The following is a 22,797-nucleotide window of genomic DNA, read 5'->3' on the forward strand; positions in this document are numbered from 1 at the left end:
TTTTTTAAAAATTCATTTCCAGTTCACGCCATAAGCCGCTGACCAGGGCGTTTCTGTATTTCTTTTTACCAAGTTTTAAATCCTGGAGATCCTGGAGGTCCGTTAAGAATAAATTCTGATAATGGAATGACATATGCCATTGCTACAACGATTAGCATAACGATAATCCAGATACCCCAGCGCTCTGTCCAGTAAGGAGTTGGAGAAGCATTTTCTTCGACATCCGCAATTGGAAATTCTGTTTCCCCTTTTGGTGCAAAGAACATCATGTTGATCACAGCATACACTTGAAGGATTACACCAATGATTAACAATGTTCCCCCGATAGCTAATGCCATCATATATGGGTCCCAGCTTAATGCAGTTGCATGATCGCCATATGTTGTATAAGAAGTTCTGCGTGGTGATCCGAATAACCCTACTGTATGCATGGAACCTGACATAAAGATCATGCCAATTGTCCAGATCCAAGTTTGGATGACACCTAATTTATTGATTTTTGGTGTTAGAACACGTCCTGAAATATATGGAACTAACCAATAACTAATACCAAAGAATGCCAATGCGACCGTCACACCAAGTGTTAAGTGGAAGTGGCCGACAATCCACATCGTATTATGCACAACTGTGTCCAATTGGTTGGTTGTTTGCGCGATACCACCGGCACCTGCTGGAATAAAGGAAGCCATACTGATAAATAGTGCTAAGAAGCGGACATCGCCCCATGGCATTTTCTTATACCAGCCGATAAGTCCTTTTCCTCCTTGCTTTCTTGCTGTTTTTTCAAATACAGCAAACATTGCAAATGCTGTCATTAATGATGGGAAACCAATTGCTAAACTCATAAATACGTGCATCATTTTAACTGGAAGAGAAATACCAGGGTCAATGATTTGGTGGTGAAATCCACCAGTAATATTCATAATGACCAAGGCAATAATAACAACGCGGGTTAATGTATCACTCCAACGTTTGCCGCCAATTAATTTCGGAGCAATGACATACCATGCAGAAGTGGCTGTTAAATACCAGATATTAACGAGCGTATGTCCAAATGCCCAGAATAACGTACGAGAAACCATAACATTAACGGTCTTAGTCCAGCCAATAGACCAAGGAATAAGCGTTAGAACTTCGATTGCTACAGGAATAAGTGCAAAAAACATTAGGATATTAATACCAGTCGCAAAGTAAGAAAAGATTGGAACATGCTTACCTTTGTTATTTTTCCGCCAATTTGCTACTTGGATAAATCCTCCGATGTTGCATAGCCACATACCTACTGCGAAAAATACCAAACCGATATAAAACATTGGGTGTGCCTTTAAAGGCGGATAAAATGTGTACATTACTGATGCTTCATTCATCAGGATTGGAATAACAACCAATACTGCACCAATAATCTTGGCTGCAAACGCAGTCCAGACAATCTTTCTGACCTTTGGAAGAAGACCTCCCAGTTCATGAGAAAGACCTGCATAGAGATACCCGAATGTAAAGAAAGTAGTAAATGCAAGAAGCATGAACACACCGTGCATTGTAAGAATTTGATAATAGTTTAACCACGATGGCAATTCCAAAAGACCTGCACGGTTTAAACCTTGTGCTAAACCTAAAAATCCACCAATTAACAATATCACAAATGATACAAATAAATATGTTTTTGAAATTTTTGCGTCTTCTTTATTAACACCTAGTAAATTATTAACCTTTGTATTAAATGTTTGATTGATTGCTGTTTCCATTAGCCTTTCCCCCCTTTACTTAACTGTAATAGTTGTGCTCATCATTTGGTGGCCTGCACCGCAATATTCATTACATAGCACTAAATAACTTCCCGGTTTATCAAACTTCTGAGTAACCTTTTGGATATAGCCTGGCATTACCATTGCGTTAGCATTGGTTTCGGCAATTTCAAAACCGTGGACAACATCTTTTGAAGTTAAGATAAAATGTACAGTTGATCCAGCGGGAACTTCAATGTTTCCAGGATTAAAGCTAAATACTTGCATTGTCATGACAACTTCATATTCTTTATCACCAATCTGCTTAATCCCCGGCTTATCAAACGGCGCTGTTTGGTCGACTTTTTGTGGGTCAATGTAATCAGTGTTACTTGGTGGTTCCATTCCTTCCGCAACAGCTTGATAGCCTGTAATTAACATGAAAATCATCATGATACTGAAGCTCAATGCCAGCCAGATTTTTTCATCTTTATGCATCTTCATTCTGTATCCCCCCTAAACTCTTCCCATATATAATCCAAATAACACTAAATACGTAAAAAGAATAACTGCTGCAACCACGCCCAGGGAAATCCATGTTCCCGTTCTTGGTGTTTCTTTTTCTCCACCTGTTTGTTTGTGGTTGTGAACTTTTGTTGAGCTCATCAGGTTTCAACCCCCTTAATTAGTTCTTACCTATATAATAATTAGGAACCATTCTCAAAGAAGTGAACTGAATCACAATTTCAAATTGACTTTCAGCACTAAAAAAGACAGATTTTTACTTTTAGCTTTGGGGTGAATATTTTCCAACCTCCTGAAAATGCCTTGTTATCACTGTTTTTAACTTAAAAAAGCGAGTTTTTATTTTTGTAAAATAGGTTTTTAAGTGAAAAAAATGCCCAAAAATCAAAAATGACAAATTTGTGAATTTGCCATTTCAATAAACGAGCCCCGTACCTGCAAAGCCGGTGGATAATGCTTTGGACGCTATCGCCATCTCAAGTGACTAAATTCATAATAAAAAGCTGCGGGATTAGGAGAATCCACACAGCTTTTAATTCAATCTATTGAGTTATATTGACAGTTCATTCATTAAAAACACATCATTTAATGCCTGTTTGAGAGTTCCTTTATATTCTATTTGAGAATTTGAACTAATACCTGAAGCAATCAAACTTTTCACCATTTCAGCACGTAAACCCGTCAGAATCGTTTTACATCCCATCATGGAAATCCCATCAATGATTTTTATAAAATTATCCGTTGCCTCCACTTCCATATAGGCAATACCAGAAAGATCCATGATTAATGTTTGAATATGGTTTGTTTCAATTTCATCAAGCACCTTATTTTGAATCGGGATAATTCGCTGCTGGTCCAGCCGGCCAATGAGCGGTAAAATACAGATTTGAGGATTAATTGGAATAATTGGGACGGAAAGATTTTCAACAAGCTTCCTTTCCCTATCAAGCAATTCATCCTTATACTTCGAATAACTGATAAAAAAATATGTAAGAAACTGATCAATCTGCTCATTTATGTTCTTTTCCATGGCATAAAATGCTTCCTTGTCAATCTCTACTTTGCTTAATAAATCATAGTTATACAGAAAATCCCATAGTGTTCTTCTTATAGCCTGCACCCATTCCAATTTAAAGGCAAGTGTCAAAGAATATTTTGCCCATGCTATTCCTTCCTGTTTTGCAAATAAAATTAATTCATGAGCTTGTTCATTAACAACATATAAAACTAGTTTATGTGCATTTTCTAATAAATTAATATTCCCGATTTTATGTATTTCCTCAATTTTATCTTTCACATTGATTGCTTCATCTAATAATCTGTGTTCAAATGCATGCCGATTCTCGAAAATGAAATCTTTAATGGAATAACCTTCTTCATAATGCAGTGACAACTTATTCACTCCTCTTTGGATCAATTGACTTTGCTGTACCATTTTTATCGTGAAGGTTGTGCCATATTCTTCACTGCTTTCAACGGCAATATTTCCGCCATGCTGATAAATGACTGAAAAAACCTGTGTCAGCCCCATTCCTGTTCCGTCTGCCTTAGTCGAAAAGAAAGGAGTCCCTAATAATGAAAGCTTGTCCTCGGGAATTCCTACCCCTGTATCCTTAATTTTTACAACCACTTCCCCATCAATGGTTTCATGTGTAATCGTCAAAGTACCTTTTCCATTCATTGATTCTATCGCATTTTTAATCAGATTGAAAAAGGCCTTTTTAAATTGATTCTTTTTCCCATAGATTCCGATATTTGTATTTTTAAAATCTGTGATGACCTCTATATCATACAATTTATCTTGAAAAAGATTTAAAACGGATTCCAATTCTACCGATACATAGATGGTTTGAGACGGTTCATCTTCCAAGTCAGGTTTTGAGACCTGTAAAAGATTATTTAATGTTGATAGAGCGTGATCTAATTCAGTTTGGGCAATATTAATATATTCGTGTTTTTCTTCCTGTTGAAGCAGCTGCAGAAAACCTTTTACTGCAGTCAATGGGTTTTTTACTTCATGTGCAATTCCTGCTGCAATTTGTCCTACAGATGCTAACTGGCTTAAATGACTGTCGCTGTTTGAATCTACATTCTCTGCTTCTTCATATTTCATGAAAAGAGCTCCTCTCTGAAAATCTTTTGCTGCTTTGCTTTTTCAATAATTTAATAATTTAAATATTTAGTGCCTTAAAGATATTTTACTAGAAAATTTTACTAAATCATAATAAAATACTACAACCTTGTTGGAAAACGTAAAAAACAGCGGAAAATTAGCTTCCGCTGTTCTTTAATAAATTACTTGATTCAGTTCTATTAGTGTCACTTTTACATTGGAAGGCAGCAATGGATGATGACGAATAACGTCAATACTGCTTTCTCTTTTTTCTGCTGAACATCCCGCCAGCCATTCACTTAGGTTTCCTTCAGGAAATTCGGGTGCACAATTTTTAAAAAGGTACTCTACGGTTTGGATTCTATCCTTTAATTCTTTATTTTTAACTATTGCTTCCATAATATCTGATGTATTTTTATGTTCATCTTTGACAGTGGCAACAATTATTTCATCTACTTTTTCCTGATAAACGGCAGTAATGATATCCCTCATCTTATCACCAAACGGCGATGTCACCGGCCCATAGCTTTGAATAAGAATGGTATTTTTGGGATCAACAGCTGGAAGCTGCTTCAATAAAGGATCGACCTTTTGTTCTTGACCGACAGTAAATAAAATTTTCTTTTGAACATCTTTCATCAGCTTTCCTCCCATTTTTGCTGCAAATCTTCGGATAGCTTAAAGACCATCATTCTTTCTCCTGTTCGGGTACTAATATCAGTGTGAAAACTAATGACTTCCAGACCTGTTATGGATAAAATAATTTGCTTTAAATCCTCTATTCCGGTTTCAACCAAACTATTTCGATGTTCCTTAACCGATAGCAGTCCCTCTTTATCCTGACATAATGAATATTCTGCACGAGTTAAAATACCTTGCAATAGAACAATAATCATGTCTCTTAGGATATCTGATTTAACGGAGACTGAACCGCGTCCAAGATAACTTTTCTCCCAATGTGTTAAAGCCTTGCTGATTTCAGATTCAACGGTTCCTTTGGATTTATCCATAACAAACCCCTTTCCCAATTTTCACTTCATTCCACTATCTCCAAAATTTTTATTTATTATTCTAGAAAGCATTTAGGACCAGCTTTTCCAGTTTCCTTTCGGATCAATGGATGCCAGACGGAGCCAGCCATTTTTAAGTTTTTGGCGAAAATCACGGTCCTGACTGAGCAGTCGTTCGATATATTCATTTGGCGCTTGAATGACGACCAGCAATCTTAATGGTGAATGATAAGCCTCTCCATCGGAAGACATAACCGACTGCCAAGGAAGACCTGTTAATAAGTCGCTGGCATTTCCCTGCATGACTCCGATACCTGAAGTGACAGTCTGCGTTGCCTTATTGCCGCTTCCATAATAATGTGGTGCAACAGTGGAAGCATAGTATTGCAGGTTAATCCACTGGGCAACCGTTGCCGGGCCTGCGATAATTTTAGCCAGCAAGGCACCATTTCGGTCTTTTCTCCAATCGTAGTTTTGAAGAAACGCTCTTCCCTCTAAATCACATTTTTCAGTCAGTGCTCTGCTGCCAATGATAAACGAAGCATTTCGCGCAAGTCCCCATTCAGGACGGACCTCACTCCAGTCCTCCGCGAGCCGCTCAGCTTCTGCTTTTGCCTCTTTACCCACAGCATCGACACTTGGCAATTTAACCAATCGCTCCGCATTTGCTTCTTGACTAACTCTTGGCAATACAGAATTGACTTGTTCAAATGCATGTTTCGCTGCTTTTGAAAGCTCCGGAACATATAGCCAACGTAATTCATCAAGTGTTGTGACATGCTCTGCTGCTGCAAAAATCGTTTCATCCGGAATGACAATTTTCTCCTTAGCAAGAGCTTGCCTTACTTCAGGAAGATTACACAAAGCAGCCAAAACCCGTGCATTAAAGCCGCTTGATGCCCCTCCGCAAGCACCGCAATCTAAAGCAGAGGCATAAGGATTATTCGTGCTATGGCTCCCGTGACCGCAAATCACCACTAAAGGTGCAAAGCCCTCAGTTAGTCCCATAGTTTTTAATGCCTGCAGAGCAAATTGTACTTTTTCATCTTCAGAAAATCCAACTGGAAGCTTTGTTTCCATGTTGTGAGTATGATCAAGTGTTAACTCAGCCTCAGGCCTTTTCTGCCATGAATCACGCATTTTTCGAATGGCTGTGCCTGTTTTCCTTGGAATAAAGGTACGGCCAAGTGTTTGCAGACTAAGCCACGGCCCGCTGACTTCCGGCAGAGCAAGGCTTGCCAGCAGGTTATGTTTAAGTGTTTGAAATGTTGAGCCGAGTGAATTTACTGCCTGTTTGCGCTGTTTATATTCTGTCAATTCATTTTCTGATGCCGTCTCTTTGATCATATATTGTGGTCTAAACATAACAGGTAAAGATTCATGTTTGTGATGACTGCCTAGTTCACACGTTTCAATCGGCAGTCCGAAAAAGCCTGCCGTTCCAAAGGTTTCAAACGGACCTGCTTTTTCAAGTTTTCGGCGAAACGGCTCGGAACGAACATCAATGCAAAAAGAAAATTGTGCCACAGCTTGTTTGTCAATTATTTTTTTAGAAGAGTGTTCTGTTGTGATTAGTTTTTTCAACTCATCTTCGTAAGTCTTTTCCCATGCCTCAAGCCAAAGCTTGCGGCGGTTAATCTGATCAAACCGATAAGCTAGAATCAATCGCGCTTTAATTTCTGAAGCGGATAATTGTGCCCACGCTTTGATTGGCATATCCCCCCACTTAAACCAAGCCTCTATTAATGGTTCTAACAGCACATAATCTTCCTGCTTTTGTTCTGGTAATGGAAGATATGGCTTTATTAAAAGTTGTTCCAAAGAAATTCGGACTGCCAGATATTCCATTAATAATGATTGATCGTCAGGGTTCTGCTGCGAACGCCAAAGCATCATTCCTGCCCATCCTGGCAATGCAAGTAAATGTGCCTCTAGATATCCTTTGATATCTGAAATTGGGATTTCAAGTCCTGCTATTGCTTCTTTTAAAGCCTCTTCCGCCTCTAAATGTAAATCTTTTAACTGTTTCCGGATAGACTTCGTCAAGGAAGGGTCATGCTGGGCTAAATTCCGCCACGCACAATAGAAGCCTTTTTCACGATTTGGCATGGACCAGACAGCCTGTGTTTCATCTAAATATAGCTTACACCATTTAATCAACTGTTGATTAAGCTCTGCTGCGACACTGTTTTGGCCCATTTTTTCCAAGCGATGGCTATAAGTTAAAACCGAATGCTTTTTTGGTATTTGATATTTAAATTGATTTAGTTTTTTGACTAGATTTTTTACCTGTGAAATTGGAAGCTGTTTATTGTGCGGCTGATTCAGTTTTAACGCTCCCCTGCAGAACCGCTCTGCAGCCTCTCGGGACATTCCCAAAGACTGTGAATCAAGCCAACGAATGAGTACCGACTCAAGGTAATCCTGATTAATTTCTCCATGATTACTTGCAGATTTTAAAATGGTGTCATTTGGGAATAATTCGACATCACCTATATCCTGGAACTGCCGCGCTGCCTGCTCAAATGTTTTGTTCTCCAATCCTGCCCAAGGGTGGCGGGCTGCAAACGTATTGATTGGGCCAAGCGGTACAATCACGTTGCTTGCCGATGCAGTTAATTCTCGTATATCGAGGTCCTGATAAGTTATTTCACTTTCCAAATGGTTTGGTTTGGATAAGGTTAACGCAGTACTCAATGCAAATGCCCCCCCTTAGATAATAATTGTGAAAGATAGGTTGGATGACTTTCCACCAACTCTTTTTTAGGTTCACCTAGACGTACCAGCCATAGATAGATAACAGCTAAAGCTGATGAGGAACGTTTCCGTGCTGCTAAGAGCCATGCTGCACTGCCTATTAGTAAAAAGATGAATAAAATGATAACAGCAGGTCCCGGCGGCTGTGTTCCAGTTTGAACAGCCTGATTAAGCAGCTTACCAAACATATGATGGATAAGGCTGTATACCAATGCCGCACCCGCAAAAAAGACAATTCCCGTAATTCGCCCGATTCGTCCATATCCAGAACCGACGAGCTGGGACCATGCTAATATGATCGACCAGCCTAGAATAAGAGCACTAATCCATTGATAAGCATCCCCCGGTGAAGTTAGCCAGAAGATAATTCCAAAACCAAGACCTAAAATCCCTCCAGCTATCGTCCATAATAAAGATGGTTTTTCTGATGCATGACTAACTGAATGATTATGCTGTAATGCGGAACCAGACTGTAAGAATAGGGTTGCTTTAAACAAGCCATGCAAAACAGCATGAATGATGGCAGCCATATAGGCACCCAATGCACATTGAATCAGCATAAATCCCATTTGGGCAATGGTTGAGCCTACCAGCTGCCGCTTATAGTCAACGTGTACAAGCATGATTCCAGTACCAATCAAAACCGAAATACTGCATAAAATAAGGAGAACTATCTGTGCTATATCACCGCTAAAAAGCGGGGCAAAACGAGTTAATATGATCCCGCCGGCATTGACAATTCCCGCATGCATGACTGCAGAAATAGGTGTTGGCGCAACTACTGAATCAAGCAGCCATCTTTGGAACGGAAATTGTGCAGCTGGAATAACAACAGCTAAAACTAGAAGAAGGTTAATACAGGTTTTCTCCCATGAATCCAATTGGGCAAGGCCATTTTCACTAAGAACGAGAGACAATTTCCAGTGACCCGCAGCCTGTGCAATCCATACAACAGCAGTCAGTAAGGCTGCCCATCCGAGAGCAAACATCCGTCCGGACACACTTGAAGCATTCTTGGCAATCTTCCATTCTTTTTTCAATCGTATCAGCATGGTTAACCCTAGAAGTGCAGCTCCCCAGCACATTAAAAGCAGGCGCAAATCATCACTTATCCAGGCCAACGCATCCGCTGTGGTAGTGAATGTCAATAATGTGAAATATTTTCGATAGCAGTAATCACCAAGTAAATAATGGATAGAATAACGCTGTACAATCAATCCGATTGTCAGAACAAAAGCCGCCAGCAGCCATGATAAGGAATCGAAACGAAAAGGACCATAATTCATACTCTCATGATTCGTAAAAAGAGCTATCAGAGCAATTAATGGAGGAATTGTTATGATACCAGTATGAAATGGAATAAATTGCTGCGGAACTTTCCGGCTTAACAGCATTATTGAACTTATTAGTGAAATAGTAAGTATGATAAAAAATATAGCTGGCAGGAAACTGAACATCATGCTTCCCCCCTATGAACTGAATGGTCGGAAACTGCCAAAACTCCGAAAATAAGATTCTTTTTCATTTTGGAATTTTCCTTTCTTTACTCTTTCATTTGATTTTTAGAAACAAAAAAACCGACATTCTCAAGGAGCAATGGTTCCAAATAAAACCATTACTCTATGAAAAATGTCGGTTTACTATTAACTAGCCAATTTATGGTTCTTTAATAAGTCTACCTGAGATATAATTATTATAATTATTGCATTATTCTAATCTATAGATTTTACTTTTTCATCTAGTCAATTAAATTAACTTTATGCTAAAGCAAATCTACATTTATAGAAGTCATTTAAATTTTTATGTTATTAATGTTAACTTTTATGAAACATTCTGTCAAGTTTTTTCTGGAAAGGTTTGGATGGACGAAAATGGAAGTCCTATTTTAGCACCCTGAACCGCTTAGGAATTATTCCATAATTTATAAATTTCTCTGCGTCTGCTAAACTAAAAAAACCCTAAAATGGGGTTTAAAAAGGAGAGACAAAGCATGAATAAAGAAGAAAGACAGGATTTGTTTAAACAAGTCATGGGAAATTACCCTACAGGAGTGACCATTGTCACCACAAAGACTCAAGATGGAACGCCGGTTGGTCTAACTGTTAATTCATTTGCTTCCGTATCCCTTGACCCCTTACTGCTTCTTTGGTCGATTGATCATGGAGTATCCTCCATTAAGGCTTTTACAAAAGGCGGAAAATTTGCTGTCCATGTTTTAGCAGAAAATCAGGCAGAACTTTGTCAAACGTTTGCCAGAAAAAACGTGGACCGGTTCAGCAAATGCAGCTGGAATCTTTCTAGTAACGGACTTCCGATACTTGAAGGCACTCTTGGTGTATTTGAATGTCAAACATATAAAGCTGTAGAGGCTGGGGATCATACCGTATTAATCGGAGAGGTAATAGATTTGAAAGTTGATAAAGCAAAAAATCCATTGCTTTACCATAGAAGAGTATTCGGTCCAATCCCTAAAGATTTTTATCATCAATAACACCCCATATAAGTTGAAAAATAAATTTAAAAAAGGCGTTCGTGTGCTTCCTTTTCAGGCAGCCCGCAAACGCCTCTCCACTTTAAGAATGAAACGAGTTGATATGTCTGAGATTTAAATAGTACATTTCTGAACGAGCTGTTATCAACTCAATGGTATGATCCGAAATTTTCTTAATCAAACCTGTTTTATGAGGTTTGTTCCCTAAATCAAACACCGCAATTTTACCAACAAATTTTTCAATTTGTTCTTCAAATGTCCGGGATAATGGTATATTTGAGGGGTTAAATGGTACTTTTTCAATATCAATGCCATACGGAATTTGATTAAATGGCAAAGGAATTAACCATTTAATATGGTTTAACGAAATATAGATGTGTTTGTAAACAGGAGAGTAAAACAATAAATAATCGTTCATAACACTGACTACATATCCATAAATTGGATTATGTTTCATCAAAAGAATTTCTGAAAATAATCCATTCGCATTCACTAACGTTTTTCTTAACGAAATTCCTTCATCTTGTTTGTATTCAATATCAGCTGGAAAAATTTGTTTATCACTGTCATCTTCACGTTTGAAATGATGAATATGAATTCTTGGTATATAAAGATAATCTTTAGAATCAAACACGACCATTAAATCGTTGCTAATATCAACCAATACCCCTGTTATCTCTAAATTGCCGGATAGCTCTAATGTGATGGTTTCACCAATCAGGTGTTTATAATCCATTCCCCCACCTCCAATCAATTCCTGCATAGATTAAAAAAGTCTCTTTATACACCTTTCATTACTACGATTTTACTTATCCGCAATATAAGCGGGGCTCACTTCTTACCCTTTTTATCCTTCTCGCCCGTTTTTTCCCCTTTATCATTCTTCTTACCCTTGTCTGCTTTTTTAGTATTGTCGTTTCCTGATTCTTTTTTATCTCCTTTTTTTCCTTCACCTTTTTCCTGTTTTTTCTCTTCACCTTTATCGGACTTAGCCTCTTTATGTTCCTCGCTGCCCTCAGCTTTTTCCTCTTTTGGCTTTTCACCAATGCCGATTGTTTTAATATGATATCTTGCAACCCGAATGATTTCTTCATGGAAAATTAATGTTAGAAAATCATCATCAAGACTTTCTAAAATACCTTCTACTTTTTCAGGGCCTCCAAGACTGATTCTTACCCAAGGATATGGTGTTTCTTCCGTCAACGATTCAAGGGTGAAATCTGGGTCATATGTTACTCCTTCTGGCAGCGTAATGGCAGGATGATTTTCGGGTTTTACATGCTCCGTAAAGTATTTTACATGCAGCATACTGTAATAGATGATTCCTTCTGCTTCAGAATATAAAGTTAGAAAATCTGAATTTATTCCTAACAACAGACCCCCATGCTTTCCAAGTCTAACCATCTGACCATTTGCGTTAATATTCATTCATCGACTTCCCCTTTACTATAAGATGTTTGTACTACGATTATATGTATCATGGGAAAGCAAGGGACTAGTCATATGCTTGTTTTTATAGAAATAAGGCAAGCAACCAAAACGAAAAGGGGTGAATCTTATCTTCCTTTTACAGGGAGTCCAAGGATCGTCCCTTTTATTCAAAAATACATTTTTGGATATGTACTAAGGGAAAAATTAGTCTATTTCCTTTGAAATACCTTTTAAAAACCATAGAATATACAATCTCGTTAACAAAAAAGTGAGAAATAATGTAATCCATGTCCAATACCACGCCCAGTTTATGTAATTTATGATCTTGGTATATTTCTCAATTGGGATTTCAATAACAGTAAGAATAGTGCAGTAAATACAAAAGTATAAGAACTTGAAAAGATTCCCTCTTGATTTTGGGTAATATGAATTAAAAACGCCGCAGACGACTGGGTAAACAAAGAACTCGAATGTAAAACTTGAGCGGTTAATATCCGAAAAAAGGCGTACAGGGTATGAAATAAGATGATATTCAACGACAGCTAATCCAGAAAGCCATGTAACCCCTTGTTTGAATAAAAATGCGGCTAATGCTATTCGTCTTTTCTCTTTAGGAATAATAAAAACCATGCACACTGTAATAATCCAAACAGAAATTAAAATACCCCATTCTAATTTCATCGAATTGTCCTTTCATGCTTTCGGAGAAGTGGTAAATCAGTAAAACACCATTGATAAATGATGTTAGAGATGGAAAATAAAGCAAAAAAATTAACCCATGTCCAGTACCAATCATAATGTACGTATTCTATTAGGTCGGTGTATTTTTCAAGTAAGACATCCAAAACTGTTAAAATTGAAATCCAAAACGATAAATAACTAATACGGGACAAGATACTTTTTTTCGGTTCATAGATGATATAAAATCCAAAAATTAGCGGATACAATAAATATTCTGTGGTAATTAATAAATCCGTTGCTTTGGGAAACTCTTTAACGGGAAATGAAAGTAAATGGTATTTCACATGAAACATAGAACTTAACCAGGTAAAGGCCTGACATAATAAAACGGCAAAGGACATTCTCCGACGCCGATTTTTTGGTACAAATTTTATTAAGGAGATAAGACCTGTAATCCATAATAAAATGATTACTTTATATTCAAGCAGCATAATTTAAGACCCACCTCCTGTTGTATGCATAGGTTTTCATATCAAATACTAAATGGTCAGAATTTATAAATCCTTTAGCAGTATTTAACAAAATCAAACTCTATATACTACTAAGGGATTTTATAATGACTAAGGGTAATTTTAAATGTTAAAACTGCCTGAAGCAGTATATTTACATTTGAAAAAAACTTAAGCGTATTTATATAGAAATTCAAAATGTCTTGCATAAATATAAACACCTGGGAAAAAGTAAGTATATAAATCAATAGGTGATGGAGTTCACCGTTAACCGCCTAAAAGGCTAATGACTCCTGTCGAAGATTATGCTTTCCCATGTCCTCGGCAGGAGTTATTTTTTTTGTTTTGGCAGGTTAATCTTGACTGTTGTGTTAAGCTCCTTGCACTTCGCTTCCCACTTTCCGCGGGCATTTAAGAGCCATCCTTTGCGCTATCCCCTGTGGGATCTACCTCTCAAATGTACTCCTGCAGGAACTGAAAAAACGAGGAGTCTTCGTGACTTCCTCAAAATTAACAGGGTAATAAAACTCAATAACAACCAACAACACAGGCTTTGTTTTAACAAAATTAAGGAGATGATAATATGTTTATGTTTAAGAAATTCTCTACAATTTTTATCATTTTTATTACCCTAATTATGGTAGTTGGCTGTCCATCTTATGCTGAGGAAATTTTAAATTGGAGTGTTGGTGTTGAAACACCAGTTCATTACACTACCTTATTTTCATCAGGGGAACATGGCATTGTTATTGAGGGATTTCAAAAAAATATAGATAAAGGGGGTAAAATACGATATGAGATTGTAAATAGCGGCTTTTGGAAAGATAAGATATTGGATGATATAGAAATAAATAACAATGGAAATTTTTCTGCGATTTTAAAGGTTCCCCGACGACAATTATTTGAAACATCCCGAAGAAAAAACTGTGTTAAGTAAAAAGCCGGAATTTTTGTTAATGGTTAAGTTCCTTTTCACTTTCGATATTTTTGGGAACGATGGGGATTCGATTATAAATATTAATAATAGTTCGTGGTATTGGCTGCAATAAAGACCTAATTTTATATATAAAGATGCTTACTATTATTGCTGCAATAATACTCCCAAGCACATCAAACGGATAATGATGACCAACATAAATACGTAAAAAACCTGTTAAAATAGCAAATAAAAGCAGACCAAAACCTAATTTCCGATGGAAGAAGAATACAGCAAGAGCAAGTGAAAATACACCCGTTGTATGATCACTTGGAAATGACGCATCTGCAGCATGTGCAATCAATGTATGAACTTTATGGGTTACAAATGGCCTGGGTTCAAAATAAATTTGACCAATAATAAAGTTGATGAACAATCCTAAAACTCCTGTGATGGCTGCATAAACCACCGAGTATTTATAGTTTTCTTTCCCAAAAATCCACATGAGCAGTAATGCAATAGCAAAAACAACCAATGCCTTTTGAGTAGCAAAAACCATTACATCATCTAATAAAGGAAAATGACCTGCCATTTGGTTAATATATTGAAACAATTTATAATTCAACTTTAATTTTCCCCTTTACATGTTTATTGAACGATAAAAGCATTTGCAACAAAACTTCCAATCCAAGCAAATAAAACTCCCAACAGTACCGAACTGGTTACATAAAAAATAGCGTTCTTCTTTTTGTTGATTTTTAACATTTGAATCGTTTCATACCCAAAGGTTGAAAAAGTAGTATAGGCCCCCAGAAAGCCTGTCCCGAAAAGAAACCAAGCCCACTCTGGAACTGCATCCTTTAGATGTAAAGAAGCAAGCAGACCAAGAACAAATGAACCACTTATATTAATAATCCAAGTTCCAAATGGGATGAACCCAGGCATCCGGCCGCCAATCCACTTCCCCAATAAAAACCTCGAAATGGCTCCAAATATACCTCCAACACCTACAAACAACATTACTCAGTCTCTCCTTTTGGTTTCCTTTTTGGTCCAACAAAAAATAAACCTAATGTAACACCGATTAGAGCGAATGCTAATCCACCTAAAATGCTTATTAACACATAAAGAATTGCAATTATAAATTGTTCATGGCTAAACAGGGACATGGTCTCTACAGAAAAGGTAGAAAATGTAGTAAATGCACCCGTAAAACCAGTGCCAATTGCTAGAATCAGGTTTTGATTGATATTCTTTCGTTTGGCCGTAATTGTAAAAAACCATGCCAGAAAAAGGCATCCTAAAAGATTGATGACCAAGGTACTTAATGGAAATCCAGACTGAGAAGGAATTATTTTGCCAACCAAATATCGAAAGATGGCTCCTAAAAATCCACCTGCTCCAACAGATGCAATATTCATTCCTAAAACTCCCTTACAAAATTTTCCTTTAAAACAAAATAGACTCCTACCAGTAATAAGTATCATCACCGGTAGGAGTCATTAGTCTCAAAGACGGTTAATGGCGAACTCCATCGCCTATTCGAATAATATTGATTATATACGAAGAGCCTTATAAATCCAATAAAAATATGTTTATTAAATGCTTAACCTTACATTAATTCAGACTGTTTCGATAAACATAAGGATCTTTTGGTTTGCTAATGGTTTTGTAGCTTGATACTTTTATTATAGGAATTCTTGCTTTCATTGGTGTGTAATAAACCGTATCTAATACTCCAGTCACTTGATACCATTCGTCATTTGAGAAATGTACATCCTTTGGAAACTGAACCATCATGCCAAACGCTCCCGAGTCAGCCACACAATGGATAATCCCAAAGCGAAGTAAAAATATCTGGTTACTGCTTAAGTTGGGACCATTATAGGTGAAACCATTGATCGTTATTTTTTTTCCTGTAAAATCACCAGAATCATTATAAATAACTTCTAATCCTACCAAATAATCTTGATCTGTCAATCTAATTTGGCCTTTGGGTTTATAGGTTTTGGATTCTTTGTCAACCAAATCTAAAAAGGCGTCCTTCCCCATAAATGGACTCATATCTGGATTAAGAACTTGATGCATCCCATATTTATCGTTTCCATCTTCTAGGGCTGGGAATTGAAATCCTTTCGCATCCACTAATTTTGAATTAAGCGTAGCAACAGGTAAAAGAACCCCAGAAAGAGCAGGGATCAAAACAAATGAATAAGACAAGAACTTTCTTATTTTTTTCCCTTTTGATCTTCCTATTTCATGATGCTCATGATGGTGATGTTTCTCTTTGTCTGAACGATACCACCTTATGCCTTCAGCCAGTGTCAATAACAAAAACACTGCAATCATACTCTTAGAGAGAAGGGCATATTTCATGTTGATATATTTCGAAATATTTCCAGTAGAATAGAGCATAAAAAATAAATTGGTAAAAAGCAATAATATTACAACTCGAAACATGATGGATCATCCCCTACAGAAAAAGTGAGCCAATGAATACAAATGATGAAATTAACGAAACTAATAGAACCACAAATTTAGGTTTAAAGGTTCCAAACATCATCAGCAGGTTTTTGATATCTACCATTGCCCCAAATACTAGAAACGAAACAATTGAAGTTTTGGGAAAGAAATTTCGAAAAGAAGATGCCACAAATGCATCTGCTTCTGAACAAATTGATAAAATAAAGGCCAAAATCATCATGACCAAGATGGAAGTTACATGTGTACCACCTAATGTAGTCAATATTCTGGTTGGAATATAGACCTGCATGGCAGCAGCGATAAGCGAGCCCAGCACTACATATTTCCCCATCGTAAAAAATTCATCAATTGTATGTGTGATGACACTCATAAATTTTTGTTTCGTATTCTGATGGGAATGGTCATGAACATGTACTTCCGTATTCATTTTCAGCTGATTCCCTTTGATCATGAAAGATAAAACAATTCCTGTCGCAACAGCAACAGCAATCGCCAAGCCTGCGCGGTACCAAACCATCTCCCAGCTATCACCGAATGCAATAAATGTTGCGAATAAAACAATCGGATTAATAATTGGTGCAGCCAGCATAAAAGAAATGGCCGCATATGGTGCAAGCCCCTTTTTTATCAATCTGGCCGCTATAGGAACAATCCCGCACTCGCAGCCAGGAAAACATATCCCCATTAAACTAGCAAAAATAACAGATAAAAAGCGGTTCTTCGGGATAATTCGAAGCATTGTATTTTCGGAAATAAAGACTTCAATCAATGCAGAAACAAATGCCCCGAGGACAATAAACGGGATAGCTTCTATCACGATACTTATAAAAATAGTATTTAATTGCAATATTCGATCCATGAAAGTTCCTCCTGTGATCAACACAATAGGTTTGAAAAACATCCACTATCATATCAAAGTAAATTGGAATTGGATATCTTTTTGTTTTCCTTAATTGGCAGGGATATTCCAATCGACCATTTATTATAAAATTCAACGATTCTAGTAAAATAACATCTATTTTACAAAACAAATGTGAAATAAATATGAAATGTCCTAATATGTTTTCAATTTAGCGAACAATTTTAAGTATTTATTATTTCAGTAAAGTGTGTTAACCTTATTACTATACATTTTTCGACATACTACAAAGGCAGTTCATGCCATCATAAAAGCGAAGATTGTTATGGGTCATACTATAACAGGAGCAGTTTCTGGAGAGAACGCAGCTTGTTGCGGCGCCGAAGGGTTCACAATCTCAGGCAAAAGGACAGAAAAGTATATCTTATTTACTTTTCTATTTGTCATTCTATTTTTAAGAGATTGGAGAATTCCAATCTCTTTTTTGCGTTCTATAAGACTATTAACTGGAGGAATCAACATGGCACAACATCAGGAATTAAAAAGAGAGCTAAAAAACCGGCACGTTCAGCTCATTGCCATCGGCGGGACGATTGGAACAGGTTTGTTTCTTGGGGCAGGAAAGGCGATACAGTTAGCCGGTCCGTCTATTATCCTTGCCTACTTAATTGTTGGGATTGTCTTATTTTTTGTCATGAGAGCTTTGGGCGAAATGCTCTTATCGAATGCCGGATACCAATCCTTTACAGACTTTGCCGTTGATTATATCGGGCCATGGGCAGGCTATGTTACCGGCTGGACCTATTGGTTCTGCTGGATTATGACAGCCATGGCAGATATTATCGCAGTCGGTGTTTATGTACAATATTGGTTTGATATTCCGCAATGGATTCCTGCAATCATTTGTTTAATTGTATTATTGGGATTGAATTTACTAACGGTTAAACTTTTTGGTGAATTAGAATTTTGGTTCGCCATCATTAAAGTCATTACGATTCTTGCCCTTATTATTGTCGGGGTTATCCTGCTAGTCATGGGCTTTCAAACACATACAGGAACCGTTTCTGTAAAAAATCTGTGGCAGTATGGAGGATTATTTCCAAACGGAATCAATGGTTTCCTGCTTTCTTTCCAAATGGTCATATTCGCCTTTGTAGGGGTGGAATTGGTAGGTGTTTCGGCAGCTGAAACAGCCAATCCACAAAAAAACATTCCGTCTGCCATTAATAAGATTCCATTAAGGATTTTATTTTTCTATGTGGGTGCCCTGTTTATAATATTATGTATTAATCCTTGGAATCAATTGAATGCTGCCAGCAGCCCTTTTGTTAAAACTTTTAGTTTAGTGGGAATTCCAATTGCTGCTGGGATAATAAATTTTGTTGTTTTAACATCGGCTGCCTCCGCGTGCAACAGTGGTTTATTTTCAACCAGCCGAATTCTATTTAATTTAAGCAGGCATAAGGAGGCACCTGCAAGTCTTGGTAAATTAAATAGAAACAGTGTACCAAGCAACGCACTGCTTTTATCTGCGGTTGTGCTGTCAATGGGTGCTCTGTTAAGTAAACTGATTCCAGATCAGGCATTTAACATCGTAACGACAATAAGTGCGATTTGTTTTATTTGGGTGTGGAGCATCATCTTAATCTCACATATCCGCTATCTCAAAAAACGCCCGGATTTACGAAAAAAATCAATCTTTAAAACTCCGTTCGCACCATTTATTAATTATGCCGTTCTTGTATTCTTTCTATTGATTTTAATCATCATGGGGATTGCAGAAGAAACCCGGACAGCTTTATTAATGACGCCTTTATGGTTTGTTTTATTGTTTGTTTTGTATGGAGTTCGGAGAAAAAATTAGTTAAGGTTAAATGGCTTTGCCTTCCCTTGTTCAAGGGAGGGCTTTTTTCTTTTTCGCAGCGGGGAGGGCAGCCACTGACCGTTGAAGCTTTTTTTCTTGGCTCGCGGGTAATCCAGCTCTTCTTCATTGACCGTTGTAGCCTTTTTTCTTTGTCCGCGGGCCATCCGGCTCTTCTCCATTGACCGTTAAGGCTTTTTTTCTTGGCTCGCGGGTAATCCAGCTCTTCTTCATTGACCGTTGAAGTCGTTTTTCTGTGTCCACGGGCCATCCAGCTCTTCTCCATTGACCGTTGGAACTATTTTTCTTTGTTCGCGGGTAATCCAGCTCTTCTTCATTGACCGTTGTAGCCTTTTTTCTTTGTCCGCGGGCCATCCAGCTTTTTTCCATTGACCGTTGAGGCTTTTTTTCTTGGCTCGCGGGTAATCCAGCTCTTCTTCATTGACCGTTGTAGCCCTTTTTCTTTGTCCGCGGGCCATCCGGCTCTTCTCCATTGACCGTTAAGGCTTTTTTTCTTGGCTCGCGGGTAATCCAGCTTTTCTTCATTGACCGTTGAAGCTTTTTTTCTTGGCTCGCGGGTAATCCAGCTCTTCTTCATTGACCGTTGAAGCCTTTTTTCTTTGTCCGCGGGCCATCCAGCTTTTCTTCATTGACCGTTGAAGCTTTTTTTCTTTGTCCACGGGCCATCCAACTCTTCTCCATTGACCGTTAAGGCTTTTTTTCTTGGCTCGCGGGTAATCCAGCTCTTCTTCATTGACCGTTGAAGCTTTTTTTCTTGGCTCGCGGGTAATCCAGCTCTTCTTCATTGACCGTTGTAGCCTTTTTTCTTTGTCCGCGGGCCATCCGGCTCTTCTTCATTGACCGTTGAAGCTTTTTTTCTTGGCTCGCGGGTAATCCAGCTCTTCTTCATTGACCGTTGTAGCCTTTTTTCTTTGTCCGCGGGCCATCCAGCTCTTCTCCATTGACCGTTGGAGCCTTTTTTCTTTGTCCTCTGGCCATCCCGCTTTCTTTTAAAAAAGGCACTTTCCTCTCTATTCAAAAAAAGCTTCACAGATTCATTTGTGTAATCAGTTACAACAACCCATTATCTCCCCCATACCAGCTGCATCCGTTGGTTAAACATGGTTCGATAGGATAAAAATCCCAGCATAACACATGTGACCGAAGCAGCCGTCAGCAGCAAAAATAGCACGAGCAATTGAAATTGAACAGCTTGAACAGGGCTGGCTCCAGCAATAATTTGCCCGCTCATCATGCCCGGCAGCTGGACAAGCCCAATCGTTTTTTGGCTCTCAATTGTCGGAATCATACTTGCTTTAATTGAAGTAATCAGCTGAGTGTGAATCGCCTGCTTGGGAGTTCCACCTAGAGAAAGTATGAGCTCTGTTTGGTCTTGCCGTGCTTCTGTCTCTGCAATAAACCGATTCAGAAACAGGATTGCGAGCACCATCCCATTACCAACCATCATCCCGCTGATTGGAATAATGTATTGTGCCGTATGTGGTGTAATATTAAAGCCAAGCAAAATACTTTGTGTCAATACTTCAACAAAAATTAACGTTACGGCAATTTTCCACGTTATTCCTTTAATCGCGGCCCCTTTTTTACGGGCATTCAGGGTGGCAGCAACAATCATGACCCCTACCATTAAGAAAATATAAATGATACTTTCGGAATCAAACACAAATTTAAGCACATACCCAACCACAAACAATTGGATAATCGAACGGACAACTGCAATGGCGGTGTCTTTTTCCAGCCCAAGGTTAAAAGTTTTGGATAAAACAATTGGAATTAGTACGAAAATCAGTGAAAATATTAGTGCAATAGGACTCATTCCAATTCTCCCTTCACAAACTGTCTCACTTGTTCATTTTTTGGCGATTTTAACAAATCACTTTTCCCTTCTTCAATAATTTCTCCTGCCATCATTACCCATGTGTATGTTCCAACGGTTATGGCCTGCTGTAAATTATGGGTAATCCAGATAATTGTCACACCAAACTTGCGGTTAATTTTTACAATCAGCTCCTCAATCTCCTTCTGAGAAACTTGATCTAATGAGGACGTGATTTCGTCTAACAGTAATATTTCCGGACGGTTCACCAGTGTTCTTGCTATTGATACCTTCTGCCGCTGCCCTCCAGACAATTCTCTGCTGTTTCTATGTAAAAATTCCTCTCCTAACCCGACATCTTGTAATAAATCTGCTGCCTGATTTTTCGAGAGCTGCTGACCTTGTAAGTCTAAGGGCAAGGCTAAATTTTTATATACAGTGCCAGCAATCATTGGTGCACTTTGAAGTGCCATTCCTACATATCTTCGTAATTCCACTGGGTCATAATCATCAATATTTTTACCATTTATATGAATTTCTCCGGTATTGGGGGACAACAAACCATTGCATAATTTAAGCAGTGTCGTCTTCCCGGCTCCAGAAGGACCCACTAAAGTTGTGACTTCTCCTTCATAAAAAGACCCAGTAATATTTTTTAATATGGGCTGGTTATCAATGGCGTAATGGACATTATTAAATTGTATGGCTGAATTCATCAGTTTCACTTCCTTCAATCCTGCATAAACGATAGTATATAGTAATTTACAATTTCATAAAAGGAAAATCCCTTCGCAAAATCACCGGTGATTTTACCATTATTTTAAAGTTCCTGTCCCTCTATTATGCAAAAAACAGCACGGCATCATAGCCGTACTGCTTTAAAAATCAAGTCACGAGTTATATAGAAGATACTAGGTTAATTTGTTTATCCTTTATATCTCGTAATCAAATCAACAAACGCATTAACGAAGGTTTGCAGGAATTGAACTGTTCCTTCATTTTTTAATTTTCCATTTTCATCTAATAAATCAGCAACATTGCCAATATAAGCTTCTGGCTGTTGTAAAATTGGCATATTTAAGAAAACAAGGGATTGTCGTAAATGATGGTTTGCGCCAAATGCACTTAAAGCACCAGGAGATTGACTGATGATTGCGGCAGGTTTTCCATTCCAAACACTCGCACCATATGGACGAGAACCAACATCCAGGGCATTCTTTAATACAGCTGGCACAGAACGGTTATATTCCGGAGTGACAAATAAAACAGCGTCCATTTCCTTCATTTTGCTGCGAAATGATGTGTATTCTGCGGGAGCATTGTTTTCATCATCAAAATCTTGATTATATAAAGCAAGATTACCGATTTCTACTACCTCTGTTTCATATCCTTCTGGGAATAAAGCAGCAACATTTGCTGCCAGTTTTTTTGAAAAAGATTCCTTCCTTAGACTACCAAGTAAAACAGCAACTTTCGTCATAAACAATCACCTTCCCAATTTATTTCAGATTCAAGATAATTGTAATCAAAATAATTTTATCTGTCAAAAAATACAATTACCACCGGATATTTTAACGCAGCTGAAATATTTTATACCTG

General features: G+C 37.8%; 25 protein-coding genes and 3 riboswitches. Of the genes, 3 read left to right on the forward strand and 22 right to left on the reverse strand.

Features of this window, described 5'->3' with window-relative positions; genetic code table 11:
* Positions 1-65: 65 nt before the first annotated feature.
* From M3183_RS15370 to M3183_RS15405, 8 genes are all read right to left on the reverse strand, one after another.
* Entirely contained in the window at positions 66-1,745 is a 1,680-nt protein-coding gene (locus M3183_RS15370) for a cbb3-type cytochrome c oxidase subunit I (protein ID WP_251471019.1), read from the reverse strand.
* 15 nt (positions 1,746-1,760) lie between these two features.
* Complete coding sequence (locus tag M3183_RS15375) at positions 1,761-2,228, reverse strand: cytochrome c oxidase subunit II (RefSeq protein ID WP_251471021.1); 468 nt, start codon at positions 2,226-2,228, stop codon at positions 1,761-1,763.
* A gap of 12 nt (positions 2,229-2,240) precedes the next feature.
* The gene (locus tag M3183_RS15380; RefSeq protein WP_251471022.1) at positions 2,241-2,390 is read right to left on the reverse strand and encodes a hypothetical protein; all 150 of its coding nucleotides are present in this window, start codon (positions 2,388-2,390) and stop codon (positions 2,241-2,243) included.
* Between the two features lie 409 nt (positions 2,391-2,799).
* Positions 2,800-4,362: an ATP-binding protein gene (locus M3183_RS15385; RefSeq protein WP_251471023.1), complete on the reverse strand. Its 1,563-nt coding sequence runs from the start codon at positions 4,360-4,362 to the stop codon at positions 2,800-2,802.
* 174 nt (positions 4,363-4,536) lie between these two features.
* Positions 4,537-5,001: a carbonic anhydrase gene (locus tag M3183_RS15390; RefSeq protein ID WP_251471024.1), complete on the reverse strand. Its 465-nt coding sequence runs from the start codon at positions 4,999-5,001 to the stop codon at positions 4,537-4,539.
* The gene (locus M3183_RS15395; RefSeq protein WP_251471025.1) at positions 5,001-5,372 is read right to left on the reverse strand and encodes a Na-translocating system protein MpsC family protein; all 372 of its coding nucleotides are present in this window, start codon (positions 5,370-5,372) and stop codon (positions 5,001-5,003) included. Before M3183_RS15395 ends, M3183_RS15390 begins: the two co-directional genes overlap by 1 nt.
* 72 nt (positions 5,373-5,444) lie before the next feature.
* Positions 5,445-8,069, reverse strand: a complete 2,625-nt coding sequence (locus M3183_RS15400) for a DUF2309 domain-containing protein (protein WP_251471026.1) — start codon at positions 8,067-8,069, stop codon at positions 5,445-5,447.
* Positions 8,066-9,589, reverse strand: coding sequence for an NADH dehydrogenase subunit 5 (locus M3183_RS15405; RefSeq protein WP_251471028.1), 1,524 nt, complete (start codon positions 9,587-9,589; stop codon positions 8,066-8,068). Before M3183_RS15405 ends, M3183_RS15400 begins: the two co-directional genes overlap by 4 nt.
* A gap of 530 nt (positions 9,590-10,119) precedes the next feature.
* Here M3183_RS15405 and M3183_RS15410 point away from each other — a divergent pair.
* Positions 10,120-10,620: a flavin reductase family protein gene (locus tag M3183_RS15410; RefSeq protein WP_251471029.1), complete on the forward strand. Its 501-nt coding sequence runs from the start codon at positions 10,120-10,122 to the stop codon at positions 10,618-10,620.
* Between the two features lie 82 nt (positions 10,621-10,702).
* Here the strand turns inward: M3183_RS15410 and M3183_RS15415 are convergent, their stop codons facing one another.
* The 4 genes from M3183_RS15415 to M3183_RS27465 form a co-directional block, all read right to left on the reverse strand.
* On the reverse strand, positions 10,703-11,356 hold the full coding sequence (locus tag M3183_RS15415) for a DUF2642 domain-containing protein (RefSeq protein WP_251471030.1): 654 nt from the start codon (positions 11,354-11,356) through the stop codon (positions 10,703-10,705).
* A gap of 95 nt (positions 11,357-11,451) precedes the next feature.
* Positions 11,452-12,048: a hypothetical protein gene (locus M3183_RS15420; protein WP_251471031.1), complete on the reverse strand. Its 597-nt coding sequence runs from the start codon at positions 12,046-12,048 to the stop codon at positions 11,452-11,454.
* A gap of 207 nt (positions 12,049-12,255) precedes the next feature.
* Positions 12,256-12,732 (reverse strand): CBO0543 family protein, encoded by a 477-nt coding sequence (locus M3183_RS15425; protein WP_251471032.1) that lies wholly within the window; start codon positions 12,730-12,732, stop codon positions 12,256-12,258.
* Complete coding sequence (locus tag M3183_RS27465; RefSeq protein ID WP_396953728.1) at positions 12,729-13,223, reverse strand: CBO0543 family protein; 495 nt, start codon at positions 13,221-13,223, stop codon at positions 12,729-12,731. The genes M3183_RS15425 and M3183_RS27465 overlap by 4 nt, the downstream gene beginning before the upstream one ends.
* Positions 13,224-13,482: 259 nt before the next feature.
* Positions 13,483-13,544: riboswitch (Fluoride riboswitch) on the forward strand.
* 280 nt (positions 13,545-13,824) lie between these two features.
* Between M3183_RS27465 and M3183_RS15430 the strand changes: the two genes are divergently transcribed.
* Positions 13,825-14,178, forward strand: coding sequence for a hypothetical protein (locus M3183_RS15430; protein WP_251471034.1), 354 nt, complete (start codon positions 13,825-13,827; stop codon positions 14,176-14,178).
* Positions 14,179-14,194: 16 nt separating this feature from the next.
* Here M3183_RS15430 and M3183_RS15435 read toward each other — a convergent pair whose 3' ends face one another.
* From M3183_RS15435 to M3183_RS15455, 5 genes are all read right to left on the reverse strand, one after another.
* A complete protein-coding gene (locus tag M3183_RS15435; protein ID WP_251471036.1) occupies positions 14,195-14,782 on the reverse strand; it encodes an undecaprenyl-diphosphatase in 588 nt (195 codons plus the stop codon).
* A 23-nt stretch (positions 14,783-14,805) separates the two neighbouring features.
* The gene (gene crcB / locus M3183_RS15440) at positions 14,806-15,177 is read right to left on the reverse strand and encodes a fluoride efflux transporter CrcB (protein WP_251471037.1); all 372 of its coding nucleotides are present in this window, start codon (positions 15,175-15,177) and stop codon (positions 14,806-14,808) included.
* Entirely contained in the window at positions 15,177-15,578 is a 402-nt protein-coding gene (gene crcB, locus M3183_RS15445) for a fluoride efflux transporter CrcB (RefSeq protein ID WP_251471038.1), read from the reverse strand. The genes crcB (M3183_RS15440) and crcB (M3183_RS15445) overlap by 1 nt, the downstream gene beginning before the upstream one ends.
* A gap of 65 nt (positions 15,579-15,643) precedes the next feature.
* A riboswitch (Fluoride riboswitch) is annotated at positions 15,644-15,705 on the reverse strand.
* 69 nt (positions 15,706-15,774) lie between these two features.
* Positions 15,775-16,617, reverse strand: a complete 843-nt coding sequence (locus M3183_RS15450) for a TIGR03943 family putative permease subunit (protein WP_251471039.1) — start codon at positions 16,615-16,617, stop codon at positions 15,775-15,777.
* Positions 16,618-16,630: 13 nt separating this feature from the next.
* The gene (locus M3183_RS15455; RefSeq protein ID WP_251471040.1) at positions 16,631-17,500 is read right to left on the reverse strand and encodes a permease; all 870 of its coding nucleotides are present in this window, start codon (positions 17,498-17,500) and stop codon (positions 16,631-16,633) included.
* 343 nt (positions 17,501-17,843) lie between these two features.
* Positions 17,844-17,923, forward strand: a riboswitch (glycine riboswitch).
* 97 nt (positions 17,924-18,020) lie between these two features.
* On the opposite strand from M3183_RS15455, the gene M3183_RS15460 reads away from it, so the two are divergent.
* Positions 18,021-19,364: an amino acid permease gene (locus tag M3183_RS15460; RefSeq protein WP_251471041.1), complete on the forward strand. Its 1,344-nt coding sequence runs from the start codon at positions 18,021-18,023 to the stop codon at positions 19,362-19,364.
* Positions 19,365-19,487: 123 nt separating this feature from the next.
* On the opposite strand, the gene M3183_RS15465 is transcribed toward M3183_RS15460, so the two are convergent.
* The 5 genes from M3183_RS15465 to M3183_RS15485 form a co-directional block, all read right to left on the reverse strand.
* Positions 19,488-19,751 carry a hypothetical protein gene (locus tag M3183_RS15465; RefSeq protein WP_251471042.1) on the reverse strand — a complete coding sequence of 88 codons (264 nt, stop codon included), beginning with the start codon at positions 19,749-19,751 and terminating at the stop codon, positions 19,488-19,490.
* 152 nt (positions 19,752-19,903) lie between these two features.
* Positions 19,904-20,167 (reverse strand): hypothetical protein, encoded by a 264-nt coding sequence (locus tag M3183_RS15470; protein WP_251471044.1) that lies wholly within the window; start codon positions 20,165-20,167, stop codon positions 19,904-19,906.
* A gap of 278 nt (positions 20,168-20,445) precedes the next feature.
* Entirely contained in the window at positions 20,446-21,198 is a 753-nt protein-coding gene (locus tag M3183_RS15475; RefSeq protein ID WP_251471046.1) for an ABC transporter permease, read from the reverse strand.
* On the reverse strand, positions 21,195-21,914 hold the full coding sequence (locus M3183_RS15480; RefSeq protein WP_251471047.1) for an ABC transporter ATP-binding protein: 720 nt from the start codon (positions 21,912-21,914) through the stop codon (positions 21,195-21,197). The genes M3183_RS15475 and M3183_RS15480 overlap by 4 nt, the downstream gene beginning before the upstream one ends.
* A gap of 209 nt (positions 21,915-22,123) precedes the next feature.
* Positions 22,124-22,678: an NADPH-dependent FMN reductase gene (locus tag M3183_RS15485; protein WP_251471049.1), complete on the reverse strand. Its 555-nt coding sequence runs from the start codon at positions 22,676-22,678 to the stop codon at positions 22,124-22,126.
* Between the last annotated feature and the right edge of the window lie 119 nt (positions 22,679-22,797).

This window comes from Neobacillus mesonae (genome assembly GCF_023715155.1).
GTDB lineage: Bacteria > Bacillota > Bacilli > Bacillales > Cytobacillaceae > Neobacillus > Neobacillus mesonae_A.